At 59.3% G+C, this 16,834-nt stretch carries 16 protein-coding genes and 2 pseudogenes; 7 read left to right on the forward strand and 11 right to left on the reverse strand.

Annotation, left to right across the window (positions count from 1 at the left end; genetic code table 11):
• Window positions 1–119 precede the first annotated feature (119 nt).
• Window positions 120–698 (forward strand): ribosome hibernation-promoting factor, HPF/YfiA family, encoded by a 579-nt coding sequence (hpf, locus tag FHP24_RS09020; protein ID WP_139675647.1) that lies wholly within the window; start codon window positions 120–122, stop codon window positions 696–698.
• 62 nt (window positions 699–760) lie between these two features.
• Window positions 761–1,225, forward strand: coding sequence for a PTS IIA-like nitrogen regulatory protein PtsN (ptsN, locus tag FHP24_RS09025; RefSeq protein WP_139675649.1), 465 nt, complete (start codon window positions 761–763; stop codon window positions 1,223–1,225).
• Window positions 1,226–1,260: 35 nt separating this feature from the next.
• Here the strand turns inward: ptsN and hemW are convergent, their stop codons facing one another.
• Genes hemW through rph form a run of 4 tightly spaced genes read right to left on the reverse strand, consistent with a single transcriptional unit; the run spans window position 1,261 to window position 4,252 of the window.
• Window positions 1,261–2,454, reverse strand: a complete 1,194-nt coding sequence (gene hemW, locus FHP24_RS09030) for a radical SAM family heme chaperone HemW (protein ID WP_139675651.1) — start codon at window positions 2,452–2,454, stop codon at window positions 1,261–1,263.
• 6 nt (window positions 2,455–2,460) lie between these two features.
• Window positions 2,461–3,105, reverse strand: a complete 645-nt coding sequence (rdgB, locus tag FHP24_RS09035; RefSeq protein WP_139675653.1) for an RdgB/HAM1 family non-canonical purine NTP pyrophosphatase — start codon at window positions 3,103–3,105, stop codon at window positions 2,461–2,463.
• A gap of 8 nt (window positions 3,106–3,113) precedes the next feature.
• Window positions 3,114–3,521: a VOC family protein gene (locus tag FHP24_RS09040; RefSeq protein WP_139675655.1), complete on the reverse strand. Its 408-nt coding sequence runs from the start codon at window positions 3,519–3,521 to the stop codon at window positions 3,114–3,116.
• Between the two features lie 11 nt (window positions 3,522–3,532).
• Window positions 3,533–4,252, reverse strand: a complete 720-nt coding sequence (rph, locus tag FHP24_RS09045; protein WP_139675657.1) for a ribonuclease PH — start codon at window positions 4,250–4,252, stop codon at window positions 3,533–3,535.
• A 281-nt stretch (window positions 4,253–4,533) separates the two neighbouring features.
• Here rph and hrcA point away from each other — a divergent pair.
• Window positions 4,534–5,621: pseudogene (gene hrcA, locus FHP24_RS09050) on the forward strand (heat-inducible transcriptional repressor HrcA).
• A 91-nt stretch (window positions 5,622–5,712) separates the two neighbouring features.
• Window positions 5,713–6,342, forward strand: coding sequence for a nucleotide exchange factor GrpE (grpE, locus tag FHP24_RS09055; RefSeq protein WP_139675659.1), 630 nt, complete (start codon window positions 5,713–5,715; stop codon window positions 6,340–6,342).
• A gap of 35 nt (window positions 6,343–6,377) precedes the next feature.
• Here the strand turns inward: grpE and FHP24_RS09060 are convergent, their stop codons facing one another.
• The 7 genes and pseudogenes from FHP24_RS09060 to mutM all read right to left on the reverse strand — a co-directional run bounded on the left by FHP24_RS09060 (window position 6,378) and on the right by mutM (window position 12,612).
• The gene (locus tag FHP24_RS09060; protein ID WP_139675661.1) at window positions 6,378–6,614 is read right to left on the reverse strand and encodes a hypothetical protein; all 237 of its coding nucleotides are present in this window, start codon (window positions 6,612–6,614) and stop codon (window positions 6,378–6,380) included.
• A gap of 126 nt (window positions 6,615–6,740) precedes the next feature.
• Window positions 6,741–7,340: pseudogene (locus FHP24_RS09065) on the reverse strand (class I SAM-dependent methyltransferase).
• Between the two features lie 4 nt (window positions 7,341–7,344).
• Window positions 7,345–7,962: a LysE family translocator gene (locus FHP24_RS09070; protein WP_139675663.1), complete on the reverse strand. Its 618-nt coding sequence runs from the start codon at window positions 7,960–7,962 to the stop codon at window positions 7,345–7,347.
• A 131-nt stretch (window positions 7,963–8,093) separates the two neighbouring features.
• Window positions 8,094–9,665: a chromosomal replication initiator protein DnaA gene (gene dnaA / locus FHP24_RS09075; protein WP_139675665.1), complete on the reverse strand. Its 1,572-nt coding sequence runs from the start codon at window positions 9,663–9,665 to the stop codon at window positions 8,094–8,096.
• Between the two features lie 823 nt (window positions 9,666–10,488).
• Window positions 10,489–10,755 carry a 30S ribosomal protein S20 gene (gene rpsT, locus FHP24_RS09080; RefSeq protein WP_139675667.1) on the reverse strand — a complete coding sequence of 89 codons (267 nt, stop codon included), beginning with the start codon at window positions 10,753–10,755 and terminating at the stop codon, window positions 10,489–10,491.
• A 167-nt stretch (window positions 10,756–10,922) separates the two neighbouring features.
• Window positions 10,923–11,696, reverse strand: coding sequence for an enoyl-CoA hydratase (locus tag FHP24_RS09085; protein WP_139675669.1), 774 nt, complete (start codon window positions 11,694–11,696; stop codon window positions 10,923–10,925).
• Between the two features lie 37 nt (window positions 11,697–11,733).
• The gene (mutM, locus tag FHP24_RS09090; protein WP_139675671.1) at window positions 11,734–12,612 is read right to left on the reverse strand and encodes a bifunctional DNA-formamidopyrimidine glycosylase/DNA-(apurinic or apyrimidinic site) lyase; all 879 of its coding nucleotides are present in this window, start codon (window positions 12,610–12,612) and stop codon (window positions 11,734–11,736) included.
• Window positions 12,613–12,764: 152 nt separating this feature from the next.
• On the opposite strand from mutM, the gene ubiE reads away from it, so the two are divergent.
• The 3 genes from ubiE (at window position 12,765) to FHP24_RS09105 (ending at window position 16,753) form a co-directional block, all read left to right on the forward strand.
• Complete coding sequence (gene ubiE / locus FHP24_RS09095; protein ID WP_139675672.1) at window positions 12,765–13,541, forward strand: bifunctional demethylmenaquinone methyltransferase/2-methoxy-6-polyprenyl-1,4-benzoquinol methylase UbiE; 777 nt, start codon at window positions 12,765–12,767, stop codon at window positions 13,539–13,541.
• A gap of 4 nt (window positions 13,542–13,545) precedes the next feature.
• Window positions 13,546–15,105: a 2-polyprenylphenol 6-hydroxylase gene (gene ubiB, locus FHP24_RS09100; protein ID WP_139675674.1), complete on the forward strand. Its 1,560-nt coding sequence runs from the start codon at window positions 13,546–13,548 to the stop codon at window positions 15,103–15,105.
• 73 nt (window positions 15,106–15,178) lie between these two features.
• Window positions 15,179–16,753 carry an aromatic amino acid ammonia-lyase gene (locus FHP24_RS09105; RefSeq protein WP_139675676.1) on the forward strand — a complete coding sequence of 525 codons (1,575 nt, stop codon included), beginning with the start codon at window positions 15,179–15,181 and terminating at the stop codon, window positions 16,751–16,753.
• Window positions 16,754–16,834: the final 81 nt, after the last annotated feature.

Genomic DNA, 16,834 nt, shown 5'->3' on the forward strand with positions numbered 1-16,834 from the left:
CCTTCCGCGCATGCAGGGCTGATAGCGCTATTTTGCAGCAATCGGTTCGGACGGCTTGGATGAAAGAGCGGCTTGGCGTAGACTGGAACACGCAAGTCGCGACAAGAAGGAAGAATTCCATGAGTGTGCGTGTTTCCGGTAAACATATGGAAATCGGCGATTCTTTCCGCCAAAAGATCGAGGACCATATTGGGGAGGCAATAACCAAATACTTCGACGGAGGCTATTCCAGCCAGGTCATCGTAGAGAAATCCGGCCCACGTTTTTCTGCCGATTGCAAAGTGCATCTCGATACCGGGATCGTGCTTCATGCCGCAGGCGAAGCCAATGATCCGCAGGGCAGCTTCGATGCTGCCGCCGAGCGAATCGAGAAACGTCTGCGCCGCTACAAGCGGCGCCTGAAGGATCACCACGCCGGCAACAGCCAGCCGAACGGCTTTGCCGAAGTCGCCTATACGGTCATGGACCGGGTACCCGATGAGGGAGATGAAGTCCCAGAGGATTTCGCTCCGACCATCGTTGCCGAAACCACAAAGCAACTGAGGACGATGTCAGTTGCAACGGCCGTCATGGCACTGGATATGACGGACGAACCTGTGCTTCTTTTCCGGAGCCCCGGTGACGAGACACTGAACATCGTCTACAGGCGCCACGACGGCAATATTGGCTGGATCGACTCCACCAATATTAAGAACTGAGAAACTCGGGAGGCGTCGGAAACGACGCTTCCCCTGCCATCGCGGCACAAAGGAAGAAACGAATGGCATTGGCAGATCTGCTGCATCAAGATGCAATTATCCCTGCCTTAAAAACGACCTCCAAGAAACAGCTCCTGCAGGAATTGGCCATCAAGGCATCCAAACTGACGGGCGTTTCAGAACGGGAGATCTTCGACGTCATCCTGCAGCGCGAGCGGCTGGGATCGACGGGCGTTGGACACGGCATTGCCATTCCGCACGGCAAGCTCAGCGGCATTTCCTCGATCAGCGGTATTTTTGCGCGACTGGAAAGCCCTGTCGATTTTGAGGCGCTGGACGACGAACCGGTGGATCTCGTGTTTCTTTTGCTCGCTCCGGAAGGCGCTGGCGCCGACCACCTCAAAGCGCTTTCGCGCATCGCACGCGTTCTGCGTGACCAGGACCTTGCCGCCAAGCTGCGGCAGACGGATTCCGCGTCCGCCATCTATGCCTTCCTCAACCAAGAGCAGGCCAATAACGCGGCTTAAAATGCCGCGCAGTTTTCTCTCTGAAAATTAGATGATCAGCAGGCGAGATCGGCAACGACCGCGTCGAGGATCAGCATGCCGCTCGGGGTGCAGCGCAGCCTGGAATTCCCGAGCCGCTCGATGAACCCATGCTCCAGCAGGCGCTCCTCGCGGACCGGGTCCGGATCGCGGCCGGAAAGCTCCTGCCAGCGGGCAAGGTCGACACCTTCGGTAAGGCGAAGCCCCATCAGCAGAAGCTCGTCCGCCTGTTCCTCATAACCGAGGATTTCCTGATCCACCATGCCGTGGCCTTCGGCTTCGACCAGCTGGAGCCACGTTTCAGGCCGACGCTCGGTGGCGGTGGCTATCTTGTTGCGGCCACGGCTCAGACGACCATGCGCACCGGGGCCGATGCCGGCATATTCGCCATAACGCCAATAGGTCAGGTTATGGCGGCTCTCGGCGCCCGGTCTGGCGTGATTGGACACTTCATAAGCCGGCATGCCGTGGTGTGCGGTGATCTCCTGCGTCGCCTCATAGAGCAACGCCGACTGGTCGTCGTCCGGCACGATCAGTTTGCCGGCCTTGTGCAGACCGTAGAAGGGCGTGCCCTCCTCGATCGTCAGCTGGTAAAGCGACAGATGATCGACCGCGTAAGAGATCGCCTGCGTCAGTTCGGCTTCCCAGGCTTCCACCGTCTGTTTCGGCCGGGCATAGATCAGGTCGAAGGACATGCGCGGAAAGATCTCGCGCGCCAGCCGGATCGCCTTCAGCGCATCGGCGACGTCATGCAGCCGGCCGAGGAATTTCAGATCGGCATCGTTGAGAGCCTGGACACCCATGGAGACACGATTGACGCCGGCCGCCCGGTAACCACGGAAACGCTCGGCCTCGACGCTGGAGGGGTTGGCCTCCATAGTGATCTCGATACCGTCAGGCACGTTCCAGTGACGCGCAATGCCATTGAGGATGGCTTCGACTGTCGCGGGATCCATCAGCGACGGTGTGCCACCGCCGAGGAAAATGCTGGTCACCACCTTCGGGCCGCTCATCTTCCGCATCGTTTCCATTTCTTTCAGGAAGGCTGCGGTGAAACGGGCCTGATCTACCGGCTGGTGGCGGACATGGCTGTTGAAGTCACAATAGGGACATTTGGCTGCACAGAAGGGCCAATGGACATAAACGCCGAAGCCCGGCTCACCCGTGTCGGGGAGCAGCGTGTCGGGCAGACGAGAGACGACGGCGTTCACTGAAAATCAGGCCTCCAGGCAGGTTTCGACAAAGATCTTGAAGGCGCGGGCGCGGTGCGACAGGGCATGCTTGTCACCCGGCTTCCAGCCATGCTTTTCATCGCTGGTCATTTCGCCGAAGGTCGTCTCGTATCCTTGCGGCTGGAAAACCGGGTCGTAGCCGAAACCGGCGGTTCCGCGCGGCGGCCATGCGACCGTGCCCTCGACTTCGCCCCGGAACAGCTCGGTATGGCCGTCCGGCCAGGCGAGGCAGAGCACGCTGACGAAACGGCAGCTGCGTTTTTCGGGCGTGTCCGCACCCTTTTCCTGAAGTGCGTTTTCGACCTTCTCCATCGCCATCTGGAAATCGCGACTGCCGTCCTCGCGCTCCGCCCAGTTGGCGGTATAGACGCCGGGAGCGCCGTCGAGCGCATCGATGACGATGCCGCTATCATCCGACAGAGCAGGAAGGCCGGAAGCCCTGGCCGAAGCAAGCGCCTTGATCGTTGCGTTTTCCTCGAATGTGGTGCCCGTCTCGTCCGGCTCTTCGAATTTCAGTTCCGCAGCAGACTTGGCCGAGAAACCGAACGGCGCGATCAGCTCGGCAATCTCCCTGATCTTGCCGGCATTGTGGCTTGCGACAACGATCGTCTTGGTTTCGAGCTTGCGCATGAAAATTCCTATTCGAGGTTCCAGAGCCTTGGCTCTGCGCATTCCAGGCTGTTGCCGGCAGGATCACGGAAATAGATCGAGCGGGCGCCGTTCGGCCAGCGGAAATCGCTTTCGATCACAATGTCAGCCTTGTTCAGCTTTTCGGCCATCCTGTCAATCGTCTCACCGTTCATACGGAAACAGACGTGACCTGAACCGGTCGTGCCATGCGGCGGAACCGGGAGAGTATCGGAAGACGGTGGCTTGACCGTTTCTGCCGAATTGAAGATCAGCAGAATGCCCTGACCGCAACGGAAGAAGACGTGGCGGTTGCCGGCGCGCAGGACTTTTTCAAGCCCCAGCACGCCGCCGTAGAATGTTTCCGCCGCGTCGAGATCATCGGCGTAGATTGCGGTTTCGAGTATGCCTTCGATCACCGCACCCTCACTCAGCCGCCAATCGCGGCCTTCTGCATCGCGACCAGTTCCTGCGTGCCGGCTTCTGCCAGCGAAAGCAGCTGAAGGAATTCTTCGCGGCTGAAAGGCTTGCCTTCGGCGGTGCCCTGAACTTCGACAATGCCGCCGGCGCCCGTCATGACGAAGTTGGCATCGGTTTCAGCGGCTGAATCTTCGAGGTAATCCAGATCGATGACCGGCTGGTTGGCGAAGATACCGCAGGAGATCGCCGCGACATGATCCTTCAGGACCTTGTCGAGCTTGATCATCGAGCGGGTTTCCATCCACTTCAGGCAATCGTAAAGCGCGATCCAGCCACCGGTGACGGAAGCCGTGCGGGTGCCGCCATCAGCCTGGATGACGTCGCAGTCTATGGTGATCTGCTTTTCGCCGAGCGCTGTGAGATCAACGACGGCGCGCAGCGAACGTCCGATCAGGCGCTGGATTTCCTGCGTGCGGCCGCCCTGCTTACCGGAAGCGGCTTCACGCTTCATGCGGTCGCCGGTGGCGCGCGGCAGCATGCCGTATTCAGCCGTTACCCAGCCCTTGCCGCTGTTGCGCAGCCACGGCGGGGTCTTTTCCTCGAGGCTTGCCGTGCACAAGACGTGCGTATCGCCGAACTTCACCAGACAGGAGCCTTCGGCATGTTTGGAAAAGTTGCGCTCGAAAGACACTTTGCGCATCTGGTTTACTGGTCTGCCTGAAGGCCGCATATATCACTCCCTGATGTCAGCGCACCGGGCGTCCAGCTGGTCGCGTTGCGGAAAGCGCCGATCTTTTAATTTGCACATCGGTAGATTCGAAAATCTCTTTACCGATTTTCGAGACGGGTGTTGTTTCCTGCCTTCTAAGATCGTCCGGCGCCATTTGCAAAGGAAAAGCCTATATCGGATCCGCTCGTGACAATTGGCGCGACTTCAGGCGATTTCTCTTTTGAGGCAGCGAGTGCAACGACTATATTTCGAAGACGACCAAATCGAGGTGACGTGAAGAGATGAGTTTTTCGACGGGTATAGGCATGGATGTCGGCTCGATGCTCGACGAGCGCTCGCGCGAGATCTTTCGCCGGATCGTGGAAAGCTATCTGAAAACGGCGAACCTCTCGGTTCGCGAAATCTTTCCCGACTGCTGCCAATGTCGCTGTCGCCGGCATCCATACGCAATGTGATGAGCGATCTCGAACAGTTGGGACTGATCTACTCACCGCATATCAGCGCCGGTCGCCTGCCCACCCAGAGCGGGCTGCGCTTTTTCGTCGATGCGTTCATGCAGACCGGCAGTCTTTCCGACGAGGAGCGTGCCAGCATAGACAGGCAGATCCGCCCGTCCGACAGGGACCAGACGCTGGAAAACCTGATGGCGGATGCGAGCCTGATGTTGTCCGGTGTGTCGCGGGGAGCCGGTATCGTCATCACCACGAAAAGCGATCCGATCCTCAAGCATGTGGAATTCATCCGGCTGGAACCGACGAAGGCTCTTGCCGTCCTCGTCGGCGATCATAACCAGATCGAAAATCGCATCATCGATCTGCCGGCCGGCGTCACCTCATCGCAGTTGACCGAGGCCGCCAATTTTCTCAACGCGCATCTGACGGGCCAGACGCTTCCGGAATTCCGTGGCCAGATCAAGAGACTGAAGCAGGAGGTGCAGACGGAAGTCGATGCGCTGGCGCAGGATCTGATCGAGCGTGGTCTGGCGGTCTGGTCCGGGGATAGCGAGGAAGGCAAGCCGACCCAACTCATCGTCCGCGGCCGCGCCAATCTTCTGGAAGGACTTGCCGAGACGTCCGATCTCGACCGGCTGCGCCTACTGTTCGACGACCTTGAAAAGAAGGACAGCCTGATCGAAATCCTCGAACTGGCCGAAGCCGGTCCGGGCGTCCGGATCTTCATCGGATCGGAAAACAAGCTGTTTTCACTTTCCGGCTCGTCGCTCATCGTCGCGCCCTATCGCGATGGCGAGGACCGGATCGTCGGTGCCGTCGGCGTGATCGGGCCGACCCGTCTCAACTATTCGCGTGTCGTGCCGATGGTGGACTATACGGCCCAATTGATCGCCCGCCTTTCACGCGGTTCGATCTAAAGCGCTTCCAGAATCCTCCAAGCCTTGATTTTTTGCCCGCAAACCTCGATATCGAGCGCAAATTCAAGACACAGATCAATCGGAGAACGTCATGACCGACGAAACCAAGAAAAACGGACCTGACGCAGCTTTCGCTGAACATGAGGCCGAAGCTGCGGCGTCCGCTTTTGACGGTGCCGCCGAAGAAAATGCTGCCGAGGTGGAAGTCGAGCCCGATCCGCTGGATTTGCTGAGAGCCGAAAACTCCGAGCTGCGCGACCGTTTCATGCGGCTTGCTGCAGAAATGGACAATTTGCGCCGCCGTACCGAGCGCGACGTGAAGGACGCCAAGTCCTATGCCGTATCAGGCTTTGCCCGCGACATGCTGGCCGTATCAGACAACCTGCGCCGCGCGCTCGATGCCGTACCGGCCGACCAGCGCGCCGGTGCCGATGCCACGCTGACAACGCTTCTCGAAGGCGTGGAATTGACCGAGCGCGGGATGCTTTCGACACTCGAGCGCCACGGCGTGAAGAAGATCGACCCCGAAGGTGAAAAGTTCGATCCGAACTTCCATCAGGCAATGTTCGAAATCCCCAACCCGGCCGTTCCGAACAATACGGTGGTGCAGGTGGTTCAGGCAGGCTTCACGATTGGCGATCGCGTTCTGCGCCCCGCCATGGTCGGCGTTGCCAAGGGCGGACCGAAGACCGAGGCTGCAGCCGGCAACGGCGACGCCTGATAGACATCATCACTGAAGAGGCGTGCCACGTCTCTTCAGTGGGTCGTATCCAGGGCGGAGCTTGCCAGATTGCGGATAAGCTCCAGCTCCTGCTGAAGATGGATCCGCGTTCGCCGATCCGTTTCCGCCAAAGTGCTGCCGTCTTCGTCAGCGAGGGCGAAGATAATGTCGAGTTCATCCAGCAGACCCGGATCCTTGATGGCAAGAAGGGTGATGACGGCCTTCAACAGCTTGTCATTCGCCGCGATGCGGGCACGCGCTTCGTCGTTCATGGTCTACCTCCAGACATTCGGTAAAACATGTAGCGCCTTTTTCCAAAACAAAGGGGGCACACGAGATGTTTCGAAAGAATTGCGGCTATCCGGAACTCGATGGATTTCATCGGCAGTCCCGCCGCGTCAGGCCTTGACCGCGGTCACATGCAGCCATGCCGTCGGCATCTGGTCATAGCCGCTGCCGATCTCTTCTTCGACTGCGACCGATTGCCAGGACATGGTCTCTTAAAGTGCTTGAAGCCAATCCTTCGAAGGATAATTGAAGAACCGGCCGAGAGCGTCATGCCCCTCGGCCTGCCCCGCCTTGAAGCTCGCGTAGAAGATCCCGCCGGGGCGTAGCGCCGTGTGTATCTTCGCCAGGATGCCGCCAAGTTCGGCACGCCGAACATGCAGCAGGCAGGCATTGGCCCACACGCCGTCGAATGCCGAGACGAGATCGATATCTTCAAAACGCAGAACCGCAACGGGCATGCCGAGACGACTGGAAGCTTCATCAGCCATTTCCGGGATGCCATCGGTCGGCATCGCCGAGAACCCACGGGCAATCATCGCGGCGCTGTCACGACCATTGCCGCAGCCGAGTTCGAGAATGGCTGCACCGGCTGGAAGCTTTGCCAAAAACCGATCGAGCTGTATGGAGCTCGGCTGCGAAAGGTGGGATGCGTAAACGTCCGCATTATCCGAATAGAAACGGGAAGTCGGATCGTCCTGCGGCGCGGTCATCGCGTTACCGCTGCGACAAGAGCAGCTTCGTGCCGAAACCGACAAAAACCGTCGCCACGCCAAGATCGATCTTCTGTTTCGCCTTGAGATAAGCGGCCGCGACTTTAGGATGGGTAATCAGCGAGACGAGGCAGGTGTAATACAGTGCGGAGACCATCACCATCACGCCGATGGCGGCGATGCCATAGCTGAACGGGGTGCCGGCCGGCATGGTTACGGCGAAGAGCGAGGCGACGAAGAGCGCCGACTTCGGATTGGCGAGATTGGTCGCAAGCCCCATGCGGTAGGCCGTTTTCAACGGGATATCGAGCTTTGCCGGGACGAGGTCGGGTGTGCTGCGCGCCTTGCGGACGTCGAGGAAAACACGAATGCCGAGCCAGACCAGATAGAGGCCGCCGGCAATCTTCAGCGCCACATAGGCAAAGGGCGCCGCCTGGAACAGCACGTTGATGCCAAGCCAACCGGCAATACCCCAGCACAGAGTTCCGGTAATCGTGCCCATGACGGCAAAGATCGCCACCCTGCGCGGTGCCGTCAGGCAATAACGGATCACCAGCAGCGTATTCGGACCCGGCGTGATGCAGGCGACGCCCCAGATCATTGCCACGGATAACAGAAACATTGCGGAGCCTCTTGCTCAACGACCGACATATCGCAGAGGTGCGCCATCCGGGCACGGCCCGTCAAGACGAAAAATGGGCCGCTCCTTACGGAACGGCCCATCCAAATCTGCAAACCGGGATCAGCCGGCGATCAGGCGTTGTTTTCGTTGATCAGGCGCTTCAGAAGTTCGACCTCGTGGCCGAGCTTCGTATCGTCACCGATCAGTTCCTCGATCTTGCGAACGGCGTGAAGAACGGTTGTGTGATCGCGTCCGCCGAAGCGACGGCCGATTTCCGGGAAGGACCGCGGCGTCATCGTCTTTGCCAGATACATAGCGATTTGACGCGGTTTGACGATTACCCGTGTACGACGGTTCGACACCAGTTCCTGGCGCGAAACATTGTAGTGGCGTGCAACAACCCGCTGAATATCCTCGATACGGACGCGCCTTGCCTCACCTGCACCGACGAGATGCGCCAGCAGTTCGTCGACACGCTCGATCGAGAGAGACGGCTCGAACGTGCGGCGGAACAGGAGCTGGTTGAATGCACCTTCCAGCTCGCGACCGCTGCTGGCAACGTTGCGGGCAACGTGGCTGAGAATTTCGGCCGGAATATCGAGCGACGGGTCGTCCTGTCTGGCTGCACGAAGGCGACCCTTCAGCATTTCCAGACGCATTTCGTATTCAGGAGACTCGAGCTCGATGGCAACGCCGCCCTGGAGGCGCGAGCGAACGCGCGGATCAAGCGATTCCAGTTCCCACGGAGCGCGGTCGGCTGCGACAACAACCTGCTTGGCGCTGTCGAGCAGCATGTTCAGGAGATGGCAGAACTCGTTCTGGATCATCTTGCCCTGCAGGAACTGCATGTCATCGATGATCAGAAGATCGATGTTGCGCAGACTATCCTTCAGCGTCAGGGCATCGTTGTCGCGGATCGCGGTCGCGAAACGCCACATGAAATATTCGGCCGTCAGATAAACGACGCGCGGATTGCGGTTGCTGCCGACGGCGGCATTGGCGATCGCCTGAAGAAGGTGCGTCTTGCCGAGACCGACATTCGAATGAATGAAGAGCGGGTTGAAGCGCACGGCGCCGGCACCGGCTTCCGCAATCGTCTTGGCGGCAGCAAGGGCTACGCGGTTTGACGAGCCCTCGATATAGCTGTCGAACGTGTAGCGGCTGTCGAGCGGGGACCCGAACAACGGGCCGGACTGCGTGTTACGTGCAGTCGGTGCCGCTGAAGGGGCCGGAAACGCAGCAATCTTGCCGATCTCGCGTGGCTGTGACGCCCGATTGAAGTTGGCGGCAGTGTTGTTGCTCTGGACCACTGCAGGCCGCTCTTCGGCAACACCTGGAACCCGGGTGGCGCGACTTGCGCTGCGCACGAGGATTTCCACCTTGAGAATTTCCTTATCTTCCTGCTGGAAGATAGATGTGATGAGCTCGAGATACCGGTTGTTGATCCAGGACTTCAGAAAGGTCGTCGGTACCGTGAGCCTGACAACGCTCTTCGACACCGAATGAAGCTTAAGACGCGCAAACCAGCTTACATAAACATCCTGACCGACCTGCGCCTTCAACCGCGCACTAAACCGCTCGAAAAGAGCATCATGCTGCATTTCCGCTGTTTCCCCTGCCGCTTGGGAGCAAACTGAATCGAACCCTTTTCGTGCGCGGTCGCTATCATCAACTGCCCGTGCCGATACGGTATTCATATGCATTAATTTGCCGCCTTTTGAATGGAAGCCCGGCGAACTCGTTTCGCCAGACAAAATCGTAAATTTCACTGAGCCCTTCCCGTTTGCGAGAAAGGCCAATCAATAATCCCCGTATGACCCAGCTTCATCCGCCAGAACGAAGCTCATCGTCCGGTCCGCCTCATTCAGGCCGGTCGATATGGGTTCCCCTGACACCTCATCCTCGCATGAGACGTCGCTAAACCAATTTCTTCCCTGAAGCCGCCATGGCAGCTCCGGGCACAAATAGACTGCCGCCAAAAAGCAGGTGCTTTTCGGTTTGCAACCTTGAGTTTATGGAAAACGGGAATTCTTATCCCGCAGCAAAGAGCGTAAACACCCGTCGCCATCTCTTTGGATGAGATTGCTGACGGAAGCTCCTGAAGTTGTCCCCGAGCCCCTTGCTGGAGGCCATTTAGGCAGGATCACCTGGCAAGATCAACAGCGTTTTTTACCCAAAATTAAGGGCCGGGCGTTGACTCTTGGCGCGTGATTTGAATGTCGCAGGGGGGCGCCAAAAGAATCGCTGTTGAATCAATGGGATTCAAATTTGGCCAGCCACAGCGGCTATGAATCACAAGAAAAATAAAAATTCGCTTGACTCAACTTTGAGCCAAAAGAACCCCTTCAGAATGAAGGCAAAGCGATAGCTACTTCCCGTAAGCCTCTAATAAACCTACATTTTCCTTGTCATGCATATGACACGAAACCGTTATTGAGCCGGACAACGATTGATTGTAAAGGCAGAATCGCAGAAAGCCCGGTCGTTAGACCAGGCTCCCATAAAACGTTTATATTGATAGCCGGCTTAGGCGGAGAGTGCCTTCACACGAGCAGCAAGACGGGACACCTTGCGGGATGCCGTGTTGCTGTGAAGAACGCCCTTGGTAGCAGCGCGAGCGATCTCAGGCTGAGCAGCCTTGAGTGCTGCAGCTGCAACCGTCAGATCGCCGGTTGCGATAGCTTCTTCAACCTTACGGATGAAGCCGCGAACGCGCGAACGGCGAGCCTTGTTGACTAAAGTGCGGCGAGCGATCTTGCGGGTCGCTTTTTTCGCCGAAGTTGTATTGGCCATTTCATGCCTCTCTACGAATTCGAACCAACACTCCACCGTTGCCGCTGGTCATGCGACCCATCATCCAGCAATTCGGGAGCAATAGAGGAAGCCGTGAAGAGGCTTTCCCAACTGTGGGCGGGCATATAGCGGGAATACGCGCCCCCGTCAACGCGCTTTTTGAGCCTCTACCGGTTGGAAAAGGCCGGTTTGCGCTTTTCGACGAATGCGGCCATGCCTTCCTTCTGGTCGGCGGTGGCAAACAGGGACTGGAACAGGCGGCGTTCGAAACGCAGACCTTCGGCAAGCGTCGCCTCGAAAGAGCGGTTGACCGCCTCCTTGGCCATCAGCACGGCCGCACGTGGGAAACCGGCGATCTTGCCTGCTGCGGCCAGCGTTTCATCCATCAGCTGGCCGGGTGCGACTACACGCGATACGAGTCCCATGCGCTCGGCTTCCGTCGCATCCATCATCCGTCCGGTAAGCACCATATCCATCGCCTTGGCCTTGCCGACGGCGCGGGTCAGGCGTTGCGAGCCGCCCATGCCCGGAATGACGCCGAGGGTGATTTCCGGCTGACCGAATTTGGCGGTATCCGCTGCAATGATGAAGTCGCACATCATGGCAAGCTCACAGCCGCCGCCGAGCGCGAAACCTGAAACGGCGGCGATCAGCGGCTTGCGGAAGGTCGCAACGGCGTCCCAGCCGGCGACGAAGTCACCGAGATAGGCATCGACGAATTCGAGCGACTGCATTTCCTTGATATCGGCACCGGCGGCAAATGCCTTTTCCGATCCGGTCAGGACAGCGGCCGCTACCGCATCATTACTGTCAAAGGCAGCGAGTGCCGCTGTCAGTTCCACCATGACGGTCGAATTGAGGGCATTGAGTGCCTGCGGGCGATTGAGCGTCACGATCGCGACCGTGCCACGGATTTCCGTCAATATCGTTTCATAGGTCACGGAAGTGCGCCTTTCGTGTTTCTGGCCTGTTTCCGGCCTATTTCTGGCAGGTCGGGCAATAGAAGGTGGATCTGCCGGATTGTGTTATGCGGGTGACGGTACCGCCGCAGCCGGGCATGCGGCAAGCCTCGCCCTCGCGGTCGTAGACCGAGAAGGAATGCTGGAAATATCCGAGTGATCCATCCGTCTGTATATGATCGCGCAAAGACGATCCTCCGGCGGCGATCGCATCGACAATGACGGCGCGGATTTCTTCCGTCAGCCGCGTCAATTCCTTTTTCGGTCGGCCACCGGGCGTGACGAGCGTGCCCGACTGCCGCTTGGGCGACAGATGCGAACGCCACAGCGCCTCGCAGACATAGATGTTGCCGAGTCCTGCAATAACGGTCTGGTCGAGCAGAGCTCCCTTGAGCGGCTGGCTCTTGCCACTCAGTCGCCGGGCCAGATAGTCGGCATCCAGGGCATTGCCGGTCGGCTCCGGCCCGAGTTCGGCAAAGGCCGGATAAAGATCGAGTTCGCTGCGCTTCCACAAATGCATGAAGCCGAAACGGCGCGGATCGTTATAGATGACTTTCTGATGCTTGCCGTCGTGCTCGACATGGAAGATGACGTGATCGTGCTTGCTATCCTTCGAGCGTGCATGATGAAAATCTCCCTGCACCGTCTCCTCGATACGGAACGAGCCCGACATGCCGAGATGGCTGATCAGGGTGAGATCGTCTTCCAGCTCTATCAGCAGGTATTTCGCCCGTCTTCCCAGCGAAACGATACGGCGACCACTCACCTTCTCAGCAAAGGCTTCCGGCAGGGGAAACCGAAGATCGGCGCGGTTGAGTTCGAGGCGGTTTACGAGCGCCCCTTCCATGACCGGGGCAAGCCCACGTCTGACGGTTTCGACCTCTGGCAATTCAGGCATGAATACCTAACTTCCTGTTTCAACAACGGCGCCGGTGATCTATAGACCGGACTGATACTGCATTTACGAACCGGGCCATCCACCACATAGCGTTCGACACCTCGTTTCGCTACGGTCGGCCGCTCAGGATTTTAGACGTTAAGGAGCAATCGATGACCGAAGCCCGAACTGGCGCCCAAGGCGGAATGGAAACCTCCTATGGTTTTCGTCAGGTCGCGGACGGAGAAAAGCAGGAGCTGGTCAACGACGTCTTCCACAAGGTCGCCAAGCGCTACGATATCATGAACGACGTGATGTCGGCCGGCATGCACCGTGTCTGGAAGGATGCAATGATCGCCGCGCTTAGCCCACGCAAGGAAGAAGGCTACAGGACGCTCGACGTGGCCGGCGGCACCGGCGACGTCGCATTCCGTATCGTCGAAGCGTCCGGGCGCAAGGCCCATACGACCGTACTCGATATCAACGGCTCGATGCTCGGCGTCGGCGCAGAGCGCGCCGCCAAGAAGAAGCTTTCCGACAATCTCGATTTCGTCGAAGCCAATGCGGAAAAGCTGCCTTTCGAGGACAATTCCTTCGACGCCTATACGGTCGCCTTCGGCATCCGCAACGTGCCGCGCATCGATGTGGCGCTTTCGGAAGCCTATCGGGTGCTGAAGCGCGGCGGCAGACTGCTGGTGCTGGAGTTTTCCGAAGTCGACATGCCGTTGCTCGACAAGTTCTATGAAGAGTGGTCGTTCAAGGCTATTCCTCAATTTGGCAAGATGATTACCGGCGACGCCGAGCCCTACCAGTATCTGGTGGAATCGATCCGCAAATTCCCCAACCAGGAAAATTTCGCCACGATGATCCGCACCGCCGGTTTTTCGCGCGTGACCTACACCAATTACACCGGCGGTATCGCGGCCCTGCATTCCGGCTGGAAGCTTTGAGCGCATGAGCACGATCGGCGCCTATTTCCGGCTCGCCCGTGTCGGCTGGGTCCTCGTCCGCGAAGGTGTGGTTTCCGCATTGCCGACCGAGGACATGCCGCCCGTTGTCGGCCTCGCCAAATCGCTGCTTGAGCCGCTGACGCGGTTTCGGGCGAAAAAGCAGGCTCGCAGCGAGAGGCTGACTCGTGCCGTCGCCCGGCTCGGCCCCTCCTATGTCAAGATCGGCCAGTTCCTCGCCACCCGGCCGGATGTCGTCGGCGTCGATTGGGCCGTCGATCTGGCCATGCTGCAGGATCGGATGGCGTTTTTCCCGACGGAAGCCGCCAAGAACGCAATCCAGACCTCGCTCGGCCGACCGATCGAAGACCTCTACACATCCTTCGAAGAACCGATCGCCGCTGCATCCATCGCCCAGGTTCATCCGGCGATCGTGAATGGAAAAAAAGTGGCCGTGAAAGTGGTGCGCCCCGGCGTGCGCCAGCGTTTCGCGCATGACATCGAGGGCATGTATGTGGTCGCCCGCATGCAGGAACGCCTCATGCCTTCGAGCCGGCGCCTGCGGCCGATCGAGGTGACACGGACGCTCGAACAGACGACCAAGATGGAAATGGACCTGCGCCTCGAGGCCGCGGCCCTTTCCGAAATTGCCGAAAACACAAAGGACGACCCAGGTTTCCGCTTTCCTGAAGTCGATTGGGAACGCACCGGCCGCGACGTGATCACCATGGAGTGGATCGACGGCGTCAAAATGAACGATGTCGAAGCTTTGCGCGCGGCCGGCCACAATCTTGAAAAGCTTGCAGAAGTGCTGATCCAGTCATTTCTGCGGCACACGCTGCGCGACGGCTTTTTCCATGCCGACATGCATCCCGGCAATCTGTTCGTCGACAGCAGCGGCACGATCGTCGCTGTCGACATGGGCATTACCGGGCGGCTGGGAAAGAAGGAGCGCCGCTTCCTCGCCGAAATCCTGTTCGGCTTCATCACGCGCGACTACATGCGCGTCGCCGAAGTCCATTTCGAGGCCGGTTATGTGCCGGCACATCATGACGTCGCAGCCTTTGCCCAGGCGATACGGGCGATCGGCGAGCCGATCCACGGTCAGCCAGCCGAGACGATTTCGATGGCCCGTTTGCTGGCACTGCTTTTTGAGGTGACGGATCTTTTCGAGATGCAGACGCGGCCGGAGCTTATCCTCTTGCAGAAGACGATGGTGGTTGTCGAAGGCGTATCGCGCATGCTCAACCCCCGCTTCAACATGTGGAAGGCATCGGAGCCTGTCGTCGGAGACTGGATCCGCGACAATCTCGGTCCGAAACGAGTTCTGTCAGACCTGAAGGATGGCGCAAAGGCGGCGATAAAGCTCGCTGAGGCCCTGCCGGAAATCGCTTCCAAGACCGAGACGCTGCACCGCGAACTCGTGCATATGAGCAAGAACGGTCTGCGCTTCGACACGGAAACGGCAGAAGCGATCGGAAAGTCGGAGGCCCGGCACAGCCGCTATGGGCGGCTGGCGCTCTGGGTGATTGCCGCAGCGCTCGTCTATATCGCCATCACGCTCTGACGGGATCGAACGCGACATCGGTGTCCGTATTTTGGGATATCCCTCGGCCGCTCATCTCCAATAGTGTGGGACCATGGCAAAGCAGATATCCGAACCGAAATTTCCCATCCAACTGACCGGCCAACCGCTCGGCTTCGCAGAGCTTCTGGTCATCGGAGACGGTCGTGCGGAGGTGAGCACCGATCCGCTCGGCATGGCACGTGTGAGAGCCGCCAGAGCCGTGCTCGAACAGGCGATTGCCGACGGCATGCCTGTCTATGGCGCAACCACCGGCGTCGGCGCCATGAAGGATATCGAATGGTCCAGCGATGAACTCGACCAGTTCAATCTCGGTCTGGTACGCGCCCATCATTTCGGTACCGGCGATCCCTTTCCAATACCTGTCGTGCGCAATGCCATCGCAATGCGGATCAACACGGCGCTCACCGGTTATGTCGGCTGCACGCCGGAACTGGTGGAGAGTTATCTCGCCCTGCTTGCTGCAGACGTCATCCCGATCGTTCGCCGCACGGGATCGATCGGCTGCGCCGATATCGGCCTGATGGGGCAGATCGGCGCCGTACTGACGGGCGTCGGCGAGGCCGTTTACCAGGGCAAGCGGATGCCGGCGGAAGAGGCGTTCAAGGCCGCGGGCCTCAGCTCCCAACGAATGGCGCCACGTGACGGTCTCGCCTCGCTGAGTGTCAATTCGGTAAGTTTCGCCGCCGCGGCCCGCATCATGCGTGGGGCAGCCGGCGCATTGCGGGTCTTGCTCGCAACCGGGCTGACGGCCGCCGGCGCCATGGGCGCTTCCCGCGATCCCTGGTTTGCCGTCACCCATGTGGGCACACCACGCGAGGCGATGATCGGCTCCTGGCTGCTCAACGCGTCGCAGGGCTGGGCTTGGCCGAGCGGCACGCATGTGCAGGATCCGCTGAGCCTTCGAATGATCCCGCAGGTTTTCGGTGCGGTCTTCGAGAGCGTGCTGACCTCCGGCCACAAGATCCTCGCCGCGACCGGGCGTTCGGACGACAATCCCGTCATTGCCGATGGGCGGGTGCTGACCTCCGGCGGATCGCTGCCGCTCGACGTGACCGTGCTGATGGAATCGGCTGTGCTCTGCATGGCGCATGCGGCGCGCAACTCCTTCAACCGCTGCGTCCTGCTGGGCAACGGTCAGCGCCGCGACCTACCGGTCAATCTCGTACCGCCCGGGGCGATCGCCACCGGCTTCGGACCGATCATCAAGCTTGCGGGCGATATCTATTCGCGGGTTCTTTCGATGAGCAATCCTGTCTCGGCACAATCGATCGTCGTTGCCGGCGGCATGGAGGACGAGGCTGCATTCCTGCCCCTGGTGGTCGAGCGGTTCGAACGGCAGGTACGCGCACTGAGACGCCTTGCCGGTCTGGAGGCGCTTCTGGCGGCGCAGGCGATGGATCTGCATGGCGACGAGCCGGGCGGTGCTGTCGGGCTTATCTACGAGGTGGTGCGCAAACACGCGGCATTCTACACGATCGATCGCGCCCTCTCCGCAGAGGTGGAAGCGATCGAGGAAGAGCTTGCTTCCGACGCATTCCTGGCACGGCTGATCGCAATCTCCCCCATCCATGCGATCGACGATTTCTTCGCGCTCGGCGGCCTTGGCATGCAAGGCATCGAGACGTGAACGGAATTTGACGGGAAAGCCTGCGTTTCCAGAGCTTTCGCCATTCCTGCACCACAGCCACGTCTTGATTCCGCCGGTTTT

Origin of the sequence: Aliirhizobium smilacinae, assembly GCF_006335145.1 — a bacterium.
GTDB classification, from domain to species: Bacteria; Pseudomonadota; Alphaproteobacteria; order Rhizobiales; family Rhizobiaceae; genus Neorhizobium; species Neorhizobium smilacinae.

Coding starts and splice junctions, on each gene's coding strand:
- FHP24_RS09060 (WP_139675661.1), bottom strand. CDS start 6,614: ATGAACGACGAAGCGCGTGCCCGCATCGCGGCGAATGACAAGCTGTTG.
- grpE (WP_139675659.1), top strand. CDS start 5,713: ATGACCGACGAAACCAAGAAAAACGGACCTGACGCAGCTTTCGCTGAA.
- FHP24_RS09070 (WP_139675663.1), bottom strand. CDS start 7,962: ATGTTTCTGTTATCCGTGGCAATGATCTGGGGCGTCGCCTGCATCACG.
- rpsT (WP_139675667.1), bottom strand. CDS start 10,755: ATGGCCAATACAACTTCGGCGAAAAAAGCGACCCGCAAGATCGCTCGC.
- FHP24_RS09105 (WP_139675676.1), top strand. CDS start 15,179: ATGGCAAAGCAGATATCCGAACCGAAATTTCCCATCCAACTGACCGGC.
- mutM (WP_139675671.1), bottom strand. CDS start 12,612: ATGCCTGAATTGCCAGAGGTCGAAACCGTCAGACGTGGGCTTGCCCCG.
- rph (WP_139675657.1), bottom strand. CDS start 4,252: ATGCGGCCTTCAGGCAGACCAGTAAACCAGATGCGCAAAGTGTCTTTC.
- ubiE (WP_139675672.1), top strand. CDS start 12,765: ATGACCGAAGCCCGAACTGGCGCCCAAGGCGGAATGGAAACCTCCTAT.
- rdgB (WP_139675653.1), bottom strand. CDS start 3,105: ATGCGCAAGCTCGAAACCAAGACGATCGTTGTCGCAAGCCACAATGCC.
- ubiB (WP_139675674.1), top strand. CDS start 13,546: ATGAGCACGATCGGCGCCTATTTCCGGCTCGCCCGTGTCGGCTGGGTC.
- hpf (WP_139675647.1), top strand. CDS start 120: ATGAGTGTGCGTGTTTCCGGTAAACATATGGAAATCGGCGATTCTTTC.
- ptsN (WP_139675649.1), top strand. CDS start 761: ATGGCATTGGCAGATCTGCTGCATCAAGATGCAATTATCCCTGCCTTA.
- dnaA (WP_139675665.1), bottom strand. CDS start 9,665: ATGCATATGAATACCGTATCGGCACGGGCAGTTGATGATAGCGACCGC.